Consider the following 16978-nt stretch of genomic DNA (forward strand, 5'->3'; position numbering starts at 1 on the left):
CAATGGCAGACGAACACTGCGATCTTTTGATCCGCGTCATCGGTCACGCTGGCCGCATCACCCTCACCCGGCCTCAGGCGCTGAATGCGCTAACCCATCAGATGTGTCTGGACATAGACGCGGCGCTACAGACTTGGAGCGATGACCCGGCGGTCAAACTGGTGGTGATCGACGCCGAGGGCGACAAGGCGTTTTGTGCAGGCGGCGATGTCGCCGGGATCTATCACGCGGCCAAGGAGGGCGACTTTCAGGCGGCGCGGGACTTTTGGCGCGATGAATACCGGATGAACGCCCGGATCTTTGCCTACCCCAAGCCGGTGATCAGCTTCATGCAGGGGTTTGTTATGGGCGGCGGTGTTGGGCTTGGCTGTCATGGCACCCAACGGGTGGTCTGTGAAAGTTCTCAAGTCACGATGCCCGAGGCGGTAATAGGCCTGATCCCAGACGTCGGCGGCACTCTGTTGCTGGCGCTGGCACCGGGACGGCTGGGCGAATATATCGCCATGACCGCTTACCGGATGACCGCCGCGGACGCGCTTTACGCGGGGTTTGCGGACCACTATATCGCGCATGCCAAATGGCCCGCGCTGATTGCTGCCTTGGAAGAAAGTGGCGACGCGACGCTGTTGGACCAGGGTGCGACCCAACCGGACTTCGCTCCATTAACGGCGTTGAAGGACGATATCGACCGGCTGTTTGACGGCGAAAGCCTGGCCGACATCGTGACCCAGCTTCAGCAAGACAGCAGCGATTTTGCGCGGGACGTGTTGCACCGCATTGCACGACACTCCGGCCTGTCGATGGCCGCAGCGATTGAGATTCTCCACCGTCTGCGCGGCTCGCAACTGTCGATGGAGAAAGCGTTGGAGATGGAATACCGTTTCACCTACCGCGCGCAGGAGATGGCCGATTTCCAAGAAGGGGTGCGGGCCCAGCTGATCGACAAGGACCGCAATCCAAAGTGGAAATACCCCGACCTGCAGGTGCCGCCGGTGGAGGTGTCGAACCTGTTGATGCCTCTGGGCGACAACAAGCTGACGTTTTGAACCACGCGCAAACTTTGGGAGGATAGCAGATGAACATCGCCTTTATCGGATTGGGCAATATGGGTGCGCCGATGGCCGCGAACCTTGTGGCGGCGGGGTACAACATCACTGGGTTTGACCCGGCCGGCGTCGCGATGGATGGCGTGGCTGAGGCCAATACAGCCCTCGCAGCGGTGGCCGGGGCCAAGGTTGTGATCACCATGCTCCCCAATGGCGACATCCTGCGCAGCGTCGCGCAGGAAATTATTCCCGCAATGGACACAGGTGCGCTGTTTCTGGACTGTTCAACGGTGGATGTGGAAAGCGCCCGACAGGTGGCTGAGCACGCAACATCCGCAGGGCTTCTCGCCGTGGATGCGCCGGTGTCGGGTGGCATTGGCGGCGCGGCACAAGGCAGCCTGACCTTCATGGCGGGCGGCAGTGCGCGCGGCTTTGCCCTAGCGAAACCGCTGTTCGACGTCATGGGGCAAAAGGCGGTTCATTGCGGCGATGCGGGCGCAGGCCAAGCGGCCAAGATCTGCAACAATATGATCCTTGGCGTGACCATGGCTGCGACCTGCGAAGCTTTTGCGTTGGCGGATAAACTCGGCTTGGATCGGCAGAAAATGTTCGACGTTGTCTCCACTTCATCCGGTTACAGCTGGTCAATGAACGCCTATTGCCCGGCACCGGGGGTTGGGCCGACCTCTCCGGCGGACAATGATTATTCGCCGGGCTTTGCAGCCGAATTAATGCTCAAAGACCTGCGCTTGTCGCAACAGGCCGCCGAAGGGGCCGACGCCGACACGCCGATGGGGCAATTGGCCACCACGCTTTATACCCAGTTTGTCGAGGACGAAGACGGGCTGGGCCGCGACTTTTCGGCGCTGCTGCCGCGCTTTGAAAACCGCGGTCGGGGTTGATAGCCTTGGCCCCATGTCATGGCTCGATTCCTCAGCGCTGATGCGCGACATGGACGATGCGGCCCGCCGCCGCCTCGCCCAGCTTACGCCCCATAATCTGCCCAACGACCAGGTGCTGTTTCGCCCCGGCGATGCGGTGCAAGGCTATGTGATCGTGCTGGAAGGCTGCGTCGACGTGGGTCTGTCTGGTGTCAACGGACGCGAGATGTTGCTTTATTCGGTCACACCGGGACAAAGCTGCATTCAATCGACACTGGGCCTGTTGGGCGGTGATGACTACTCAGCGGAGGCCCGTACGCGGGGGGCTACCCGCTTGGTTCTGTTGCCAAAATCCGTATTTCTGGAGCTGTTGAACCGATCCGACAGTTTCCGCGCCCTGGTGATGCGTGCCTTTTCTGACCGGATGCAAATGCTGATGCATCTGCTGGAAAAAGTCACCTTTCAACGGGCCGAACATCGTTTGGCCGAACGGTTGTTGGAGCTGGATCACGGCGGTGAGATCACAATCACCCAAGGAGATCTGGCGCGCGAAATCGGCACCGCCCGCGAGGTCGTCTCTCGCCGGCTAGAAGCCTGGGCGAAACGGGGATGGGTTGAAACCGGTCGCGGCCGGTTGCGGGTGCTGGACCGAGCGGCGCTGGTGGCATTCTCCCAGAACGCATAGCCGTGCGAAATCCGCGCGGGCTTTGTGACCCCGTCACAGACCAGCGCGCGCGCCCTGCTCTACGCTCCTCAGCGACATCACAGCAAAAGAGGAGATGACCATGACCAAGAACCTGGCAAGCTGGGACCGTATCGCCCGTATTCTGATCGGGGCCGCGTTGATCGTCGGATATTTCGCAGGCATCGGCGGGGCCTGGATGGTGATCGGTCTGATCGCGGGCGTCGTCTTTGTGGGCACCGCATTTATCAACCACTGCCCGCTTTATCGAATCTTTGGCCTGTCGACCTGCCCGTTGGAACGGAACTAAGACCAGAAAGCGCGTCCACATGAGAACGGGCGCGCCGGTTCTTTAAACATTAGACAGCGCGCGCCAGAACCCGCACGCGACTGTCCAGTTCACCCCGGTCTACATAGCAGCCGTGCAGATGGCGAAAACCGGTTGAAGGGTCAAAGGATCCACGACCGTGCAGCACGCGGCGGTTGTCAAAGACCACCATCTCACCACCGGACAGTTTCAACGCGATGCCATAATCCGCGCTGCGGGTCATCTCCATGAACAGACGATAGGCGCGGTAAAACGGCACCATCTGGTCGGACTCCAAATCCACCAGATCGGCGATATGGGCGTTAAAGCAGACCTCGGACACATTGCCATCGGAATCCAGCGTGATCACTGCCTTGCGAGAGCGAATATCGGTCGTTTCATCCTGGAACCGGAACGGCACGGAGATCGTCGACAGGACCTCAAACGCCTCAGGATCGCGGCTGCGCAGATCTTCGGCCACTGCGGCACCATCGCAGAATGTCGACCCGCCCCCTTGGGCCTCATTGGCCAGACAATGCAGGAATTGGTAGCCCGGCGGCAGCTCCTGGTTGGTCAGATCCGTATGCAGCGGCAACGCTACCGACGTATAGGCCAGATTGTTCGGATCCGGTTTGGAGACCACTTCAAAGGTCAGCCCAAAATTCGTCTCCCGCAGGTGTCCGACCCGCCGGGCCACATCGACGCCAGCGTCCGTGTGATCCGCAAGACCCGTAACAATCGACAGGCCAAAGCGTTTGGTATCCGCCAGCCAATCGGCCAAGGCCGCATCAGATGTCATGATACCACTGCCGTCATGGCGTGGCACCCCGTCGCCGCCCAGCTCACTGCGCCACAGGGTGCGGGCGATATCGGCCGCATCTGCGCGACGTTGACCGGGACGATGAGTTTTCAGCCAGTCCAGATCAAACAGGCTCGGCTCATCCGCGCCGGGCCAGGTGATCAACACATTGGTGCCGCTCTGTTCGACAGAGACCGGCGCAATGTCGAGGGGAACGCTGCTCAGTTCAAAGACCCGTTCACCGGTTTGCGGATGAAACCCGGAAGGATCAGTATCGCGCAGCCAGATATAGGGAAAGGTTCCGCTAGTGCCATCGGCCCAACGCAAGTCGAGGCTGTCCGCCCCGGCAGTAAAAGTGAGTGACATATGTCTCTCCAATAAAATGGTGTGTTTAGACGTTCGAAATCACCCGCCCCGCGGGGGGCGGCCACCATTCCTGGGCCTTTCCATGGGGGTGGCCCTGAGATCTTCCGACAACAACACACATTTCGTTGGATCGTCCTGCGTTCGCGAGGCTGGATTTTGCGGCCAGAGGGCAAGGCTTGTCAATGACCGGTGGTGGTTTGCTGGATCACAGCTCTGCGTTGGCACGTTGGTTGCACAAGGCGTGGCACACAGTTGATGGGTTTTATGCTTCAAAATATGCGCGCTGCGCGTAACATTCCCACCTGCTAAAACGTTTCGGGAGGTCACAATGAAGAATTTCGCCATCGCATCCGCGCTCGCCCTATGTTTGACGAGCCTAAACCCAGCCCCCGGTTTTGCATCCGACGATGCCGCCAAAGCGGCCGTGGCGGGTAAAACCATCACCTCGGGCAAGGCGGTTTTGAAAGTCCGCAAAAATGGCAGGCTCACCGGCAAGGTCGGTCCCAATGGAGATGTGACGTTCGAGGGCGCCTGGGACATCCGCAACGGCAAATGGTGCCGCACCATCACGGAACCCGCCAGTTTTGCCGGGACGGAATGTCAGGCCATGACACTGGGGGATGGGGTCATCACCATCAGCGGTCGCAACGGTCCGGTGGACTGGCAAATCAAGTAAGAAACCGCGCCTCGATCGGCGTGCTCGGGTGACAACAAAGCAGCCAGAAATGGCCGTTTACACTCCGATCCTAAGGAAAACCGTAGCCACCACCGCACTTACGACGCTTAGAAACATGAGTGTTTCAAAGCTTAATCCAAACACCCGTTTTCCTGATCGGAACGGAAGAAGGCAAAGCCACGCAAACGAACACATCACGGAAAGAACGACAAACAAGAGACCAAGCATTCCGCCCACCTTCTCATGCATTTTTGGGAAGCTTCGGCCCCAGCACGAGGCCGCGCTTTGCCGATTTCCAACCGAGTTTGCTACTCCGCCGCGACCTTTTTGGCCTCCAACATCGGCTTCAGATAGTGGCCGGTGTGGCTGCGCGGCTCGGCGGCGACGTCTTCCGGCGTGCCAGCTGCCACGATCTCACCACCGCCGCTGCCGCCTTCGGGGCCGATGTCGATGATCCAGTCGGCGGTTTTGACCACGTCCAGATTGTGTTCGATCACCACCACCGAATTGCCCTGATCGACCAATTCATGCAGCACTTCCAACAGCTTGCGCACGTCTTCAAAATGCAGACCCGTGGTCGGTTCATCCAGGATGTAAAGCGTACGCCCAGTGGAGCGTTTGGCCAGTTCCTTGGACAGCTTCACCCGCTGCGCCTCACCACCCGACAGGGTTGTCGCCTGTTGGCCAACCTTGATATAGCCAAGGCCCACCCGCATCAGCGCGTCCATCTTGTCCCGGATTGTCGGCACCGCCTGGAAGAATTCCTGCGCGTCTTCCACGGTCATATCCAGCACGTCGGCGATGGATTTGCCCTTGAACTTCACCTCCAGCGTTTCGCGATTGTAGCGCGCGCCATTGCAGGTCTCACATGTTACATAGACGTCCGGCAGAAAGTGCATTTCGACTTTTAGAACACCATCACCCTGGCAGGCCTCACAGCGGCCGCCCTTGACGTTGAACGAGAAGCGACCGGGTTTATAGCCGCGCGTTTTGGCTTCGGGCAGACCGGCAAACCATTCGCGGATCGGGGTAAAGGCCCCGGTATAGGTCGCAGGGTTTGACCGCGGCGTCCGTCCGATGGGGCGCTGGTCGATGTCGATCACCTTGTCCAGATGCTCGAGGCCTTTGATGCTCTCGCAGGGCGCCGGGGTCTGGCGGGCACCGTTCAGACGCATCGAGGCCGTTTTGAACAGCGTCTCAATCGTCAGGGTGGATTTTCCGCCCCCCGACACGCCGGTCACACAGACAAATTTGCCCAGCGGGAATTCTGCGGTGACGTCTTTCAGGTTATTGCCAGTCGCCTTGACCACTTTGATCTTTTTCTTGTTGCCCTTGCGCCGGGTTGTCGGCACCGCGATCTCACGGGTGCCGGACAGATATTGCCCGGTCAGCGATTTTTCATCCGCCGTGATCGCATCCGGCGTGCCGTGGCTGACCACCTGCCCGCCGTGCACGCCAGCGCCTGGTCCGATGTCATAGACGTAATCCGCCTGGCGGATCATATCCTCATCATGTTCGACCACGATCACCGTATTGCCCTGATCGCGCAGGTTTTTCAGCGTGGTGATCAGCCGGTCGTTGTCGCGTTGATGCAGGCCAATCGAGGGCTCATCCAACACATATAGAACCCCGGTCAGACCAGAGCCGATCTGGCTCGCCAGACGGATCCGCTGGCTTTCGCCGCCCGACAAGGTGCCGGAATTCCGCGACAGGGTCAGATATTCCAAGCCTACATTGTTCAGGAACCCCAAGCGTTCGCGAATTTCCTTCACGATGGCGCGGGCGATTTCCTGTTTCTGCGGCGTCAGATGGTTGGGAACATCCTCGATCCATTCCAGCGCGCGGCGAATGGATTTCTCCACCACTTGGCCGGCATGCAGGCCGCCGATTTTGACCGCCAGCGCTTCCTCGCGCAGACGATAGCCACCGCAGGCGCCGCAATGGCGGTTGTTCTGATAGTTTTCGAACTCGTCGCGGATCCAATTGCTATCGGTCTCGCGATAGCGGCGCTCCATATTGGGAATGACACCTTCGAACACGCGAGTGACGTTATAGACCCGGCCGCCCTCGTCATAGCGGAACTCGATCTCTTCATCGCCTGACCCATAGAGGAAGACTTTCTGCACTTTCTTCGGCAGATCCTTCCACGGGGTGTTCTTGTCAAACTCGTAATGTTTGGCGATGGCTTCAATGGTCTGCAGGAAATAGGGCGACTTGCCCTTGCGCCAGGGGGCCAACGCGCCGTCGTACACTTTCAGGCTCTGATCCGGGACCACCAGACGTTCGTCAAAGAACAGCTCCACCCCCAGACCATCACAGGACGGGCACGCCCCAAAGGGCGCGTTGAACGAAAACAGCCGCGGCTCGATTTCAGGGATCGTAAATCCGCTTTCGGGACAGGCGAAATTCTCACTAAATGTGATCCGTTCGGGATCCCCCTCACGCGGGGCGGTCTCTAGTACGGCGATGCCATCGGCCAGATCCAGCGCGGTGCGCAGACTGTCGGCAAGCCGGGTTTCCAACCCCTCCTTGACCACCAGACGATCCACGACCACGTCAATGTCGTGGCGGTATTTCTTGTCCAGGGTCGGCGGCGTGTCCAGCTCGTGGAATTCACCGTCTACCTTGACGCGCTGGAAACCCTGCTTGCGCAGCTCCAACATCTCTTTCTTGTATTCACCCTTGCGGTCCCGCACGATCGGGGCCAGCAGATACCCGCGCGTCCCCTCCTCCAGCGTCATGATCCGGTCGACCATATCCTGCACCTGCTGGGCCTCAATCGGCTTGCCGGTGGCCGGGCTATAGGGCGTGCCCGCACGCGCGAACAACAGCCGCAGATAGTCATAGATCTCGGTCACCGTGCCGACGGTGGAACGTGGGTTTTTCGAGGTGGTCTTCTGCTCGATTGAGATCGCAGGCGATAGGCCACTGATGTGATCCACATCGGGCTTTTCCATCATATCGAGGAACTGGCGCGCATAGGCCGACAGGCTCTCCACATAGCGGCGCTGCCCTTCGGCATAGATCGTATCAAACGCCAGCGAGGATTTGCCAGACCCGGACAGCCCCGTGATCACCACCAGCTCGTCGCGCGGAATATCCACGTCGACATTCTTCAGGTTATGCTCGCGCGCGCCGCGCACTTCGATGGTTTTCAACTCAGCCATAGTGCCCTCAGTTCCCGGATCCGCACCCCCCTGGGCACAGTTCTCTTAGAGATAGGCAAAGCGGCGCGAGTCTCCAATAGAAAAAAGTGAACAAAATACGAACAAGCGCCAGATCGCCTCAGCTCTGCGCGTCCGCGCGGCGGCGTGACAGATATTCATGGGCGCCCAGTCCCAACAGATGCAACAGGACCAAAGCGGCGACCATGCCACCCAATCCACCCAGGCTGATCGCAATCACCAACAAGGGCGTGCCGATAAAGTTGCCGAGGTTGCCCGCCTGCGCCATCGCGCCATTGGCCTCAGCCTGCTTGGCAGGCGCGTTGTTCAACTGCGGCACGGCTGCAAAGCTCGCGCCTTGGATCAGGCCCAAGGTCGCCGCCAACAGCAAACACACCGCTGGCGCGGCACCGGTCACCCCCAGCGCCAGGGTACACAGCGCACTCGCGGCAAACCCCAGTTGCACAATCCGGACCGCCGACATCCACCGGGTCAGCCCCACGCCCAAAGTCAGCGAACTTGCAATCGATACAAGCGGAATTGCGACCATCACCGGCTCCCGCCACTGCGGGTCGATGTGGGGCGGCAAGACGGTCAACAGCGCCACAAAGCCCGAGGCATAGAACAACCACCCCACTGCGGGACCCATCTTGAACGGTGAGCGATAGATCTCCCGGTGCAGCGCCACCCACCCCGCCACACTCGGCAAGGGCTGATGCGCTGGCGCAGTGGACCGGCGCAAGAAGGCGGTCAGCGCGAGCGCCAGCGCCCCCAACACCGCCCCATGCGCTGCAAAAAATTGGAAAACCCCAAAGCGCGGTACAATCCCCCCCGCCGCCCAACTGGTCAGAGCAAAGGAGACGCCAAAAAACGTCCCCCAAATCGTCATCGCCAAATTGCGCTGCCGGCTGCCGGCCAACATCGCAATCAACGTTGGTCCCGCCACAACAATCCCCAGATGCGACGCACCTTCAACCGCCCGGCTCACCAAAAAGGCCCAGAACGGCAGGGTCAGCCCCTGCAACATCCCCATCGCCGCACCGATCCACAGCGACAGGATCAGCACCCGCCGATACCCCATCCGCGCCGCCAACAGCCCGGCCACCGTGCCAAGGATGATCCCGCACAGCCCAACCAGCGACACCGTCATGCTGACGCTTGCCCCCACCCCCGGATAGAGCCCGCCGAGCTGGTCAAACACAACCGACACTTTGCCATATTGCGCCGCCGCGCCCAGACCTGCGGCCCAGATCAACAGGATCTCACCCCAAGGTATCGCGCGTTGTGTCGCTTTCATCTGTGCAAACCCTTCTCGGTCCACCGCAGGCAACGGGGCCGTGCGATCGTTTCGGGTTTTATGACCGGGTTTCACTCCGAGCGTAAGCCTCACTTGCCTCAAAGGTGGCCCTTCAAGCGGCACATCTGATTGGCGACAAAAGCCGGTGACGGCTGTGGCGAAAATGAGAAAGATCTCGCGTATTTTAGGAAACAGGCAGCGCTTGGCACCCTCTGCAGACACCCGCAGCTCTGTTTCGTTCATCTCAAAACACTGAACATAAACGAATTTCTTTTGTCCCAGCAGAATCTCTGGCCGCCATCAACCGCGCACACTCTACTTTTGGCTGATTGATTAAACCTTGACCCAACCGGGCGCGAGCAGACCCGTTTCGTGTTACATTCAAGTGGAGCAGCAGGGTGAACGCCAGGTCTGCGAAACCCAACGTCACGTCGTGCGACCAGGCCATGCAAATGGCCCCTAAAGGAACCGAGATTATGTCATATCGCCTGTCTCACCGTTTCAATCTTCGCAAAATGCGGCACGGTCTTTGCGGTCTTGCTGCCTGTCTCTTGTCCGGATTAGTGGCGCCTCAGGCATTGGCAGCCACCTCTGCGGATCTTTCCAACGCTCCGCGCGCAATGCTGGTTGTGGATGGCTCCAATTCCATGTGGGGCCAGATCGATGGCACGGCCAAAATCACCATTGCCCGCGACGTGATCCGCGATCTTCTGGACGATCTGCCAGCCGATATCGCGCTCGGACTCACCGCCTATGGGCACCGCAATACCGGTGACTGTCACGATGTAGAGGTCATGGTGGATCCGGGACAAGGCAATCGCGCGACCATTGCCGAGCAGATCGGTTCAATCAAGCCCACGGGCAAAACCCCCATGGCCGAAGCGGTGCGCCTAGCGGCACAATCGCTGGGCAACAGCCGTGCGCCTGCCACGGTCATTCTGGTCTCTGACGGGGTAGAAACCTGCGCGCCGGATGTCTGCGCGATCGCAGCAGAGCTTGAACGATCCGGTGTGGACTTCACCGCCCATGTCATCGGCTTTGATGTTCACGACGGAGAAGCGCAAAACCAATTTGCCTGCATGGCGCGCGCCACGGGCGGGCGTTACCTTTCGGTCGATACCGCCGAAGAGTTGAGCTCGGCTTTGATCGCCACCACGCAATTCACCACAACCGAAACCAGCCTGCCGTTGATCACGCAGTCCGGACGGCTCTATTTTGTCGCCTCCCACAAGATGCGCGGCAAACTCCAAAACTTGCCCGCCCATTGGCAAGTGGAAGACCAGACCGGTAATCCCGTCATGACCGGTTTTCACAATGCCGGCGGCCATATCGATCTCAAACCCGGCACCTACCGGCTGACGGCCACCGACACCGAAAGCGGCCATACCGAGACACGCCGGATTCAGGTTACCAACGGCGGCAGTATGCAGATCACCTTGATGTTTCCCTAGTGGACAGTCCCGCGCGGCGCCCGTGATAGCCTACACGGCCCGCGCCATCTGAACGAAAACGCCCCAGTCCAGAACGGACCGGGGCGCTTTTTTGTACTTTTGGTGGCTTGGGGCCAGTTTACATGTGGATCACACGATCAAAGGCATCCAGCACGCTTTCGTGCATCATTTCCGACAGGGTTGGGTGCGGGAAGACGGTGTTCATCAGGTCTTCCTCGGTGGTTTCCAGCTGACGCCCCACGACATAGCCCTGGATCATCTCGGTCACCTCGGCACCAACCATATGCGCGCCCAACAGTTCTCCTGTCTTGGCGTCAAAGATGGTCTTGACCATGCCCTCAGGCTCACCCAATGCGATGGCTTTACCGTTGCCGATGAAGGGGAAGCGGCCGACTTTGATGTCAAAGCCCAGCTCTTTGGCCTTGGCTTCGGTGTAGCCGACGCTTGCGACCTGCGGGTGGCAATAGGTGCAGCCTGCGATGCTTTCGGGTTTAACCGGATGGGCGTGTTTGCCTGCGATCAGATCCGCAACCATCACACCTTCATGGGAAGCTTTGTGGGCAAGCCATGGTGCGCCCGCGATGTCACCAATGGCATAAAGACCATCAACACCGGTGCGGCAGAACGCGTCGGTCACAACATGGGTGCGGTCCAGTTTGACACCCAGTGCTTCCAGACCCAGACCTTCTACGTTGCCGACGATGCCCACGGCGGAAATCACGGTATCGAATTCTTGCTTTTCGACCTTGCCGCCAACTTCGATATGGGCGGTGACTTTGCCCTTACCGCGATCCAGCTGTTTGACCATGGCTTTTTCCATGATCTTCATGCCCTGTTTGACAAAGGCTTTCTTGGCAAAGGCCGAGATTTCGGCGTCTTCCACCGGCAACACGCGGTCCATAACTTCGACCACGGTCGTGTCAGCGCCCAGGGTGTTGTAGAAGCTGGCAAATTCGATACCAATCGCGCCGGAGCCGATGACCAGCAGTTTCTTGGGCATGCGCACCGGATCCAGCGCATGCTTGTAGGTCCAGACCAGATCACCGTCGGCCTCAAGACCCGGCAATTCGCGGGCCCGTGCGCCGGTGGCGAGAACGATGTTCTTGGCCGTCAGCTCTTCGGTGCCTTTGGCGGTTTTGACCGAAACCTTGCCCTTGGCTGGGATGGTTGCTTCGCCCATCACCACGGTGACTTTGTTTTTCTTCATCAGATGGCCAATGCCGCCTGACAATTGCTTGGCCACACCGCGGGAGCGTTTGACAACCGCATCCAGATCATAGCCGATTTTGTCGGCTTTCAGACCAAATTCCTTGGCGCGCTCCATCAGATGGAACACTTCCGAGGAGCGCAGCAGCGCCTTGGTTGGGATACAGCCCCAGTTCAAGCAGATGCCGCCCAGGTGCTCACGCTCTACAATACAGGTTTTCAGCCCCAGCTGGGCCGCCCGAATAGCAGCCACATATCCGCCAGGGCCGGCACCAATTACGATCACGTCAAAGTTCTGTCCGGCCATGATGTTTCCTCGCCAAAATCAGGATCCCGAAATTTAGTTTACCATTAAACTACTTTCGAACCCACTGCAACGACAGTGGCACATATCTGCCATGCAGCGATGAAAAATTGCTATACTCCACACGCACAGCAGATTTTTATGTTACAAAGCCACGACTTAAACAAAAAATGGCCGCCCCCTCATCGGGAACGGCCACGCCCCTCATGGGACAATAGATCTGTTTTTGCGAAGATTTATTCCGCCGCCTGCAGGATGCGCACCGTGCTGCCATAGCCGCCGGCCTCGACGTAGTCATGCTCTGCCCCGGTGCTGGGACGCCCCAAAGCGGAGTTGCGATAAGGGAACCGACCAAACAGGCGGATCACTTCGCGATGAGCCCGTGCGTGCAGCAGATTGCTCATCCCGTTCTTGGGCATATGGTCCATGAACATGCGGATACAGCGTTCCTGATCCACCAGGTTCTCAGAATGCATCAACGGCAGGTAAAAGAACTGACGCGCCGGTTCGTCGATCTTCATGTCCCACTTCTTGTCGATCGCCATCTTGGCGACCGCACGCGCCAGATGGTCCGATTCAAATGCGCGCGCATCGCCGCGGAACATGTTGCGCGGCAACTGATCGGTCAGAACGATATAGGCCAAAGCCCCCGTGGGATAGGTCATCCACATGGAAAACTTGCCATCACAGGCGGCCTGCCAGGTGGGAAGAAACTGATCCCTGATCTCCTGATCCAGCGCCTCGTCCTGAATGTACCAACCACTCTCACCGACTTTGTCCAACCAAAATTCCAGGATCTGTTCGGGCCCTTGCATGGGTCTGTCTCCGTATAAATACCTACACTCTAATGTAGGGCTCTTTCACAACACTTTTACAAGACAGACCCGAGTCACGTTTTGCAACGTTGACGGCCCAGGATGAAATAAATGGCATATTTCCTTGAGCTTAGCGCTAGCATTACGCCTCTTGCGCGGTTTCCTGCTCCTCCAGCTCGGTCTCGATAACATATTCCTGCGCCCATTCGGCCGCAACGGCCGTGGATGTTGGCGCCATCACTGCCATTGGCCCGGTGGTTTCCAGATCCACAGTGGGGCGCTGAGTCGCGCGGTAGGCGGCATAAAGCGCGATTGCTGCAAACAAGACGCCCATAAACAGGAAATACCCGGCAGGTCCGAACATCCGGTCCGACATCAACCAACCGGTGATCATCGGCCCGGCGACCGCACCCAATCCATTGATGAACACCAATCCACCAGACGCCGCCGGCATGTCCTCATGCGACAGGAAGTCATTGGAATGCGCGATCAACAGCGAATACAGGGGCGTGGTCAGACCTCCCAGCACGAATCCCGCAACCAACAGCATCGGGTAATATTCCGGCTCCACCATGCCAACAAAGCCCGCCACGGCGGCAACGGCGGCAGTACACACGATGACAAACCGGCGATCCATCCGGTCGGACAACCAGCCGATGGGGAATTGCAAGATGATCGCGCCCACATAAAAGGACGACACAAAGGCCGAGATCTGCACCAGCGACAGCCCCACATTGGCGCCAAAGACCGCCGACATGCCCACCTGCCCCGAGAAAACGCCGCCCAAGAGGAACATCCCAACACAGCCCAAGGGGGAGGCTTTCATCAAATCCCGCAGGCTCATTGGTTTTGCGGTTTCAAACATCGGTGTTGGTGAAATCGACAGCAGGATCGGCGCGAATGAGACTGAAACCGCAATCGAGGCGATCACAAATGGCAAGTAGGATGACGGATCCCCCACCAACAGGAGGGCCTGCGCGCCGACCATGCCCAGCGTCATAACCACCATATAAAGCGACAGCGCTTTGCCTCGGTTTTCATTGTCGGCCGCATCATTCAGCCAGCTTTCCGCCACCACATAAACGCCGGAATAGCAAAAGCCGATGATGACCCGGCCAATGAACCAGACATAGGGGTTCGCCAGTGCCGGATAGACAATCATTACCGCCGAGATCAACGAGCCAAGGGCGGCAAAGACCCGCACATGGCCCACCCGACCGATCATGACCGGAGCCAGACGCGAACCGCCCAGAAATCCGAGAAAGAAGGCGGACATCACCATCGACAAGGCAAAGGGCGTAAACCCTTCCAGCGAGCCGCGCACCCCCAACAATGACCCCTGCAGACCGTTGCCGATCATCAAGAGGCCAACACCCAACAACAGCGCCCAGGCGCTGGACAGCACTTGCAACATCTGCGCAACTCTCCTTCGTGCCCGTTTTAGCAAAAAAACGGGGACCCATCCTGCGGTGAAAATGCCAATTCCTGCCCGGTGTCGGGGTATCCGACTCATACGGAATGGCCCCTTCATCTGGCAGATGACAGAGCTCGCTTGTCTACGTCATTTCACGACATTTCTGTCGGGATTACGGCATTTAGGGAATTAAGAGCGACGCATCGCCATAGGAAAAGAAGCGATACCCTTGCCCGACCGCGTGATCGTAAACCTGTTTCATTCGCTCTTGCCCCACCAGGGCAGAGACCAGCATCAAGAGGGTCGATTTGGGCAGGTGAAAATTGGTCATCAGCGCATCCGTCACGTGGAAGGTGAAACCCGGGTAGATAAAGATATCCGTCTCCCCCTCCCACGGTGCAATGTCGCCGGTGGCGCGCGCGGCACTTTCGATCAGCCGCAGCGCCGTGGTGCCGACGGGAATGATACGTCCGCCTGCGGCTTTGGTCTGCGCGATCTCAGCTGCGGCCTGTGCGCTGACCCGGCCCCATTCGGCGTGCATCTTGTGGGTGGTGACGTCTTCAACCTTCACCGGCAAAAAGGTCCCCGCCCCGACATGTAGGGTCACATGGGTAAAGGTCACGCCTTTTTCACCCAAGGCCGCCAACAGAGCTTTGTCAAAATGGAGCGAGGCCGTGGGGGCGGCAACCGCGCCGCTGTTCTTGGCCCAGACGGTTTGGTAGTCTTCTTTGTCGTGCGCGTCTGCGGGACGTTTTGCAGCGATATAGGGTGGCAATGGCATGGCACCAGCCGCATTCAGCGCCGCATCAAAATCATCACCTGCCAGATTGAACCGCAGATGCCCCTGCCCGTCCTCGACCGCTTCCAATGTGGCGGACAGGTCGTCGGAGAAGTCGATGGTCTCGCCAACCTTCACCTTGCGCAGAGGTTTCAAAAGCCCGGCCCAGCAGCCATCGGCGCGCGGCTCCAACAGGGTGACATCCACCTTGGCCGAAACACGGCCCTGGGCGCTGTCACGAAAGCGCTGACCAAACAGGCGCGCCGGGATGACTTTGGTGTCGTTCAGCACCAGCCGGTCACCGGGGTTCAGCCAGTGCAGCAGATCGCCAACATGCTGGTCATGGGTCACATCCCCCTCAGCCACCAAAAGACGCGCCGAGGAACGCGGGTGCGCCGGACGGGTGGCAATCAGGGTTTCGGGCAGATCAAAATCAAAATCGCTGAGCTTCATGGCCCGCTCTCATAAGGCGGTTTGCCGCTATTGGCCATGGTCAAAACGCGCAAGGATCTCTGCATCGATCCGGTCAATCTCAGCCTCATACCAGTCGATGGCCGCGATGGGGTCTGCCTGATACCCCGCGGCAAAGGACGCCGGTGCCTCAGTGGCCGGGTCGTATTTCGTGGACCAGACCATAATGCTGATGAGGGCGGGCAATACGTCGCGGGCTTTGCGGGTGGGAAAGTAGCAGACACGGCTGGCTTTGCGCGGATCGATTTGGCGATCCAACATATCCGCAGCCTCCAACCGGGCCAGCCGATTGGCTAGGATATTGGTCGATATCCCCTCAGGCCCCTTCAGAAACTCGCTGTAGGTGCGTTTGCCGTGCAGCAGCACATCCCGCAAAATCAGGAAGCACCATTTGTCCCCCACAATCCCTGCGGCATAGCGCGTGGGGCATCCGTCCCAATCTGGTTTTTTGTCCTTGGTCATAGCCATTCAAATACGTCGTCAGAATTTTTCTTGCAATATGCAAGTGATAAATCTAACCATATTTTTACTTGCATTTTAAAAGAGGAATCACCCGATGCCGTCTCCCTTTGTATGGTTTGACAATTTCGCAATCGATCGCAGTGCCACAACTGAATTCCTGCAACGGACTTTTGGCTGGGCCCCCAATGACATCGGCCCGATGACGTTTCTGACGGCAGATGGCCAGGACAAACCCTTTGCCGCCACCACCGAACGGATGGAGGGGCTGTCCGGTTGGGTGCCCTATGTTGAGGTCGACGATCTGCCCAAAGCAGTAGAAGAGGCATGCGCCAACGGGGCCAGTGTGATTGCAGAAAACCTGCAAGGCCCTGCGGGAGATGCCAGCTTTATTCGCGATCCGGGCGGTGCACCGCTCGCCCTGTGGAAACGCGCACCCGGAATGTGAGGTGAGACCATGTTGAAAATACTGCTGTCGGCGATTGCCTATGTCGTCCTTGTGTTTCCACTGGCGCTCGTCTGGCACCTTGGCCTGTTCAAGGAACAATACATGGCTTTTGGCTATTTCAAAGGTGAGCCAAATATTCCAATAGGGCTCGCCACGATGGTTCTGCAAGGGATCGCACTTGCAGTAATCTACCCGCTGTTCATGACCGGCACATCTGGGTTTGGCCGCGCCTTTGCCTTTGCCGGGCTGATGGGCGCCTTCTTCTGGACGTCCCATGTGCTGGCGCTGGTCGCCAAACAGAACGTGCCCAATGCAGGTGCTTTCATTGTGATGGAGACGCTCTATCTGGCGCTGCAATTCGGCCTGTTTGCGGTGGTGCTTGGCCTTCTCTATCGCGCCAAGACCTGACAAGGG

At 58.8% G+C, this 16978-nt stretch carries 16 protein-coding genes; 8 read left to right on the forward strand and 8 right to left on the reverse strand.

Going from position 1 to position 16978, the window contains the following annotated elements:
- Positions 1 to 2: 2 nt before the first annotated feature.
- From KMP13_RS01005 to KMP13_RS01020, 4 genes are all read left to right on the forward strand, one after another.
- Entirely contained in the window at positions 3 to 1046 is a 1044-nt protein-coding gene (locus tag KMP13_RS01005) for an enoyl-CoA hydratase/isomerase family protein (RefSeq protein ID WP_215263576.1), read from the forward strand.
- A gap of 29 nt (positions 1047 to 1075) precedes the next feature.
- The gene (gene mmsB, locus KMP13_RS01010) at positions 1076 to 1948 is read left to right on the forward strand and encodes a 3-hydroxyisobutyrate dehydrogenase (protein WP_215263577.1); all 873 of its coding nucleotides are present in this window, start codon (positions 1076 to 1078) and stop codon (positions 1946 to 1948) included.
- 13 nt (positions 1949 to 1961) lie between these two features.
- Positions 1962 to 2612: a Crp/Fnr family transcriptional regulator gene (locus KMP13_RS01015; RefSeq protein ID WP_215263578.1), complete on the forward strand. Its 651-nt coding sequence runs from the start codon at positions 1962 to 1964 to the stop codon at positions 2610 to 2612.
- Between the two features lie 100 nt (positions 2613 to 2712).
- A complete protein-coding gene (locus tag KMP13_RS01020) occupies positions 2713 to 2919 on the forward strand; it encodes a YgaP family membrane protein (RefSeq protein WP_215263579.1) in 207 nt (68 codons plus the stop codon).
- Positions 2920 to 2968: 49 nt separating this feature from the next.
- Here KMP13_RS01020 and KMP13_RS01025 read toward each other — a convergent pair whose 3' ends face one another.
- Positions 2969 to 4081 carry a TauD/TfdA family dioxygenase gene (locus KMP13_RS01025; protein ID WP_215263580.1) on the reverse strand — a complete coding sequence of 371 codons (1113 nt, stop codon included), beginning with the start codon at positions 4079 to 4081 and terminating at the stop codon, positions 2969 to 2971.
- A 328-nt stretch (positions 4082 to 4409) separates the two neighbouring features.
- Here KMP13_RS01025 and KMP13_RS01030 point away from each other — a divergent pair, with 328 nt between their 5' ends.
- Complete coding sequence (locus KMP13_RS01030) at positions 4410 to 4757, forward strand: hypothetical protein (protein WP_215263581.1); 348 nt, start codon at positions 4410 to 4412, stop codon at positions 4755 to 4757.
- Positions 4758 to 5065: 308 nt separating this feature from the next.
- Here KMP13_RS01030 and uvrA read toward each other — a convergent pair whose 3' ends face one another.
- Positions 5066 to 7924 carry an excinuclease ABC subunit UvrA gene (gene uvrA, locus KMP13_RS01035; protein WP_215263582.1) on the reverse strand — a complete coding sequence of 953 codons (2859 nt, stop codon included), beginning with the start codon at positions 7922 to 7924 and terminating at the stop codon, positions 5066 to 5068.
- Positions 7925 to 8042: 118 nt separating this feature from the next.
- Positions 8043 to 9218 carry an MFS transporter gene (locus KMP13_RS01040; RefSeq protein ID WP_215263583.1) on the reverse strand — a complete coding sequence of 392 codons (1176 nt, stop codon included), beginning with the start codon at positions 9216 to 9218 and terminating at the stop codon, positions 8043 to 8045.
- Between the two features lie 578 nt (positions 9219 to 9796).
- Here KMP13_RS01040 and KMP13_RS01045 point away from each other — a divergent pair.
- Positions 9797 to 10669: a vWA domain-containing protein gene (locus KMP13_RS01045; protein ID WP_215263584.1), complete on the forward strand. Its 873-nt coding sequence runs from the start codon at positions 9797 to 9799 to the stop codon at positions 10667 to 10669.
- A 118-nt stretch (positions 10670 to 10787) separates the two neighbouring features.
- Here KMP13_RS01045 and lpdA read toward each other — a convergent pair whose 3' ends face one another.
- The 5 genes from lpdA to KMP13_RS01070 all read right to left on the reverse strand — a co-directional run bounded on the left by lpdA (position 10788) and on the right by KMP13_RS01070 (position 16119).
- Positions 10788 to 12182: a dihydrolipoyl dehydrogenase gene (gene lpdA, locus KMP13_RS01050; RefSeq protein WP_215263585.1), complete on the reverse strand. Its 1395-nt coding sequence runs from the start codon at positions 12180 to 12182 to the stop codon at positions 10788 to 10790.
- A gap of 233 nt (positions 12183 to 12415) precedes the next feature.
- On the reverse strand, positions 12416 to 12994 hold the full coding sequence (locus KMP13_RS01055) for a DUF924 family protein (RefSeq protein ID WP_215263586.1): 579 nt from the start codon (positions 12992 to 12994) through the stop codon (positions 12416 to 12418).
- Between the two features lie 142 nt (positions 12995 to 13136).
- Positions 13137 to 14408 carry an MFS transporter gene (locus KMP13_RS01060; RefSeq protein ID WP_215263587.1) on the reverse strand — a complete coding sequence of 424 codons (1272 nt, stop codon included), beginning with the start codon at positions 14406 to 14408 and terminating at the stop codon, positions 13137 to 13139.
- A 181-nt stretch (positions 14409 to 14589) separates the two neighbouring features.
- Positions 14590 to 15639, reverse strand: a complete 1050-nt coding sequence (queA, locus tag KMP13_RS01065; protein ID WP_215263588.1) for a tRNA preQ1(34) S-adenosylmethionine ribosyltransferase-isomerase QueA — start codon at positions 15637 to 15639, stop codon at positions 14590 to 14592.
- 27 nt (positions 15640 to 15666) lie between these two features.
- Positions 15667 to 16119: a winged helix-turn-helix transcriptional regulator gene (locus KMP13_RS01070; protein WP_215263589.1), complete on the reverse strand. Its 453-nt coding sequence runs from the start codon at positions 16117 to 16119 to the stop codon at positions 15667 to 15669.
- Positions 16120 to 16213: 94 nt separating this feature from the next.
- Between KMP13_RS01070 and KMP13_RS01075 the strand changes: the two genes are divergently transcribed.
- Complete coding sequence (locus KMP13_RS01075; RefSeq protein ID WP_215263590.1) at positions 16214 to 16564, forward strand: VOC family protein; 351 nt, start codon at positions 16214 to 16216, stop codon at positions 16562 to 16564.
- 9 nt (positions 16565 to 16573) lie between these two features.
- Complete coding sequence (locus KMP13_RS01080) at positions 16574 to 16972, forward strand: hypothetical protein (RefSeq protein WP_215263591.1); 399 nt, start codon at positions 16574 to 16576, stop codon at positions 16970 to 16972.
- Positions 16973 to 16978: the final 6 nt, after the last annotated feature.

The organism is Epibacterium ulvae, from assembly GCF_018678075.1.
Taxonomy (GTDB): Bacteria; Pseudomonadota; Alphaproteobacteria; order Rhodobacterales; family Rhodobacteraceae; genus Epibacterium; species Epibacterium ulvae_A.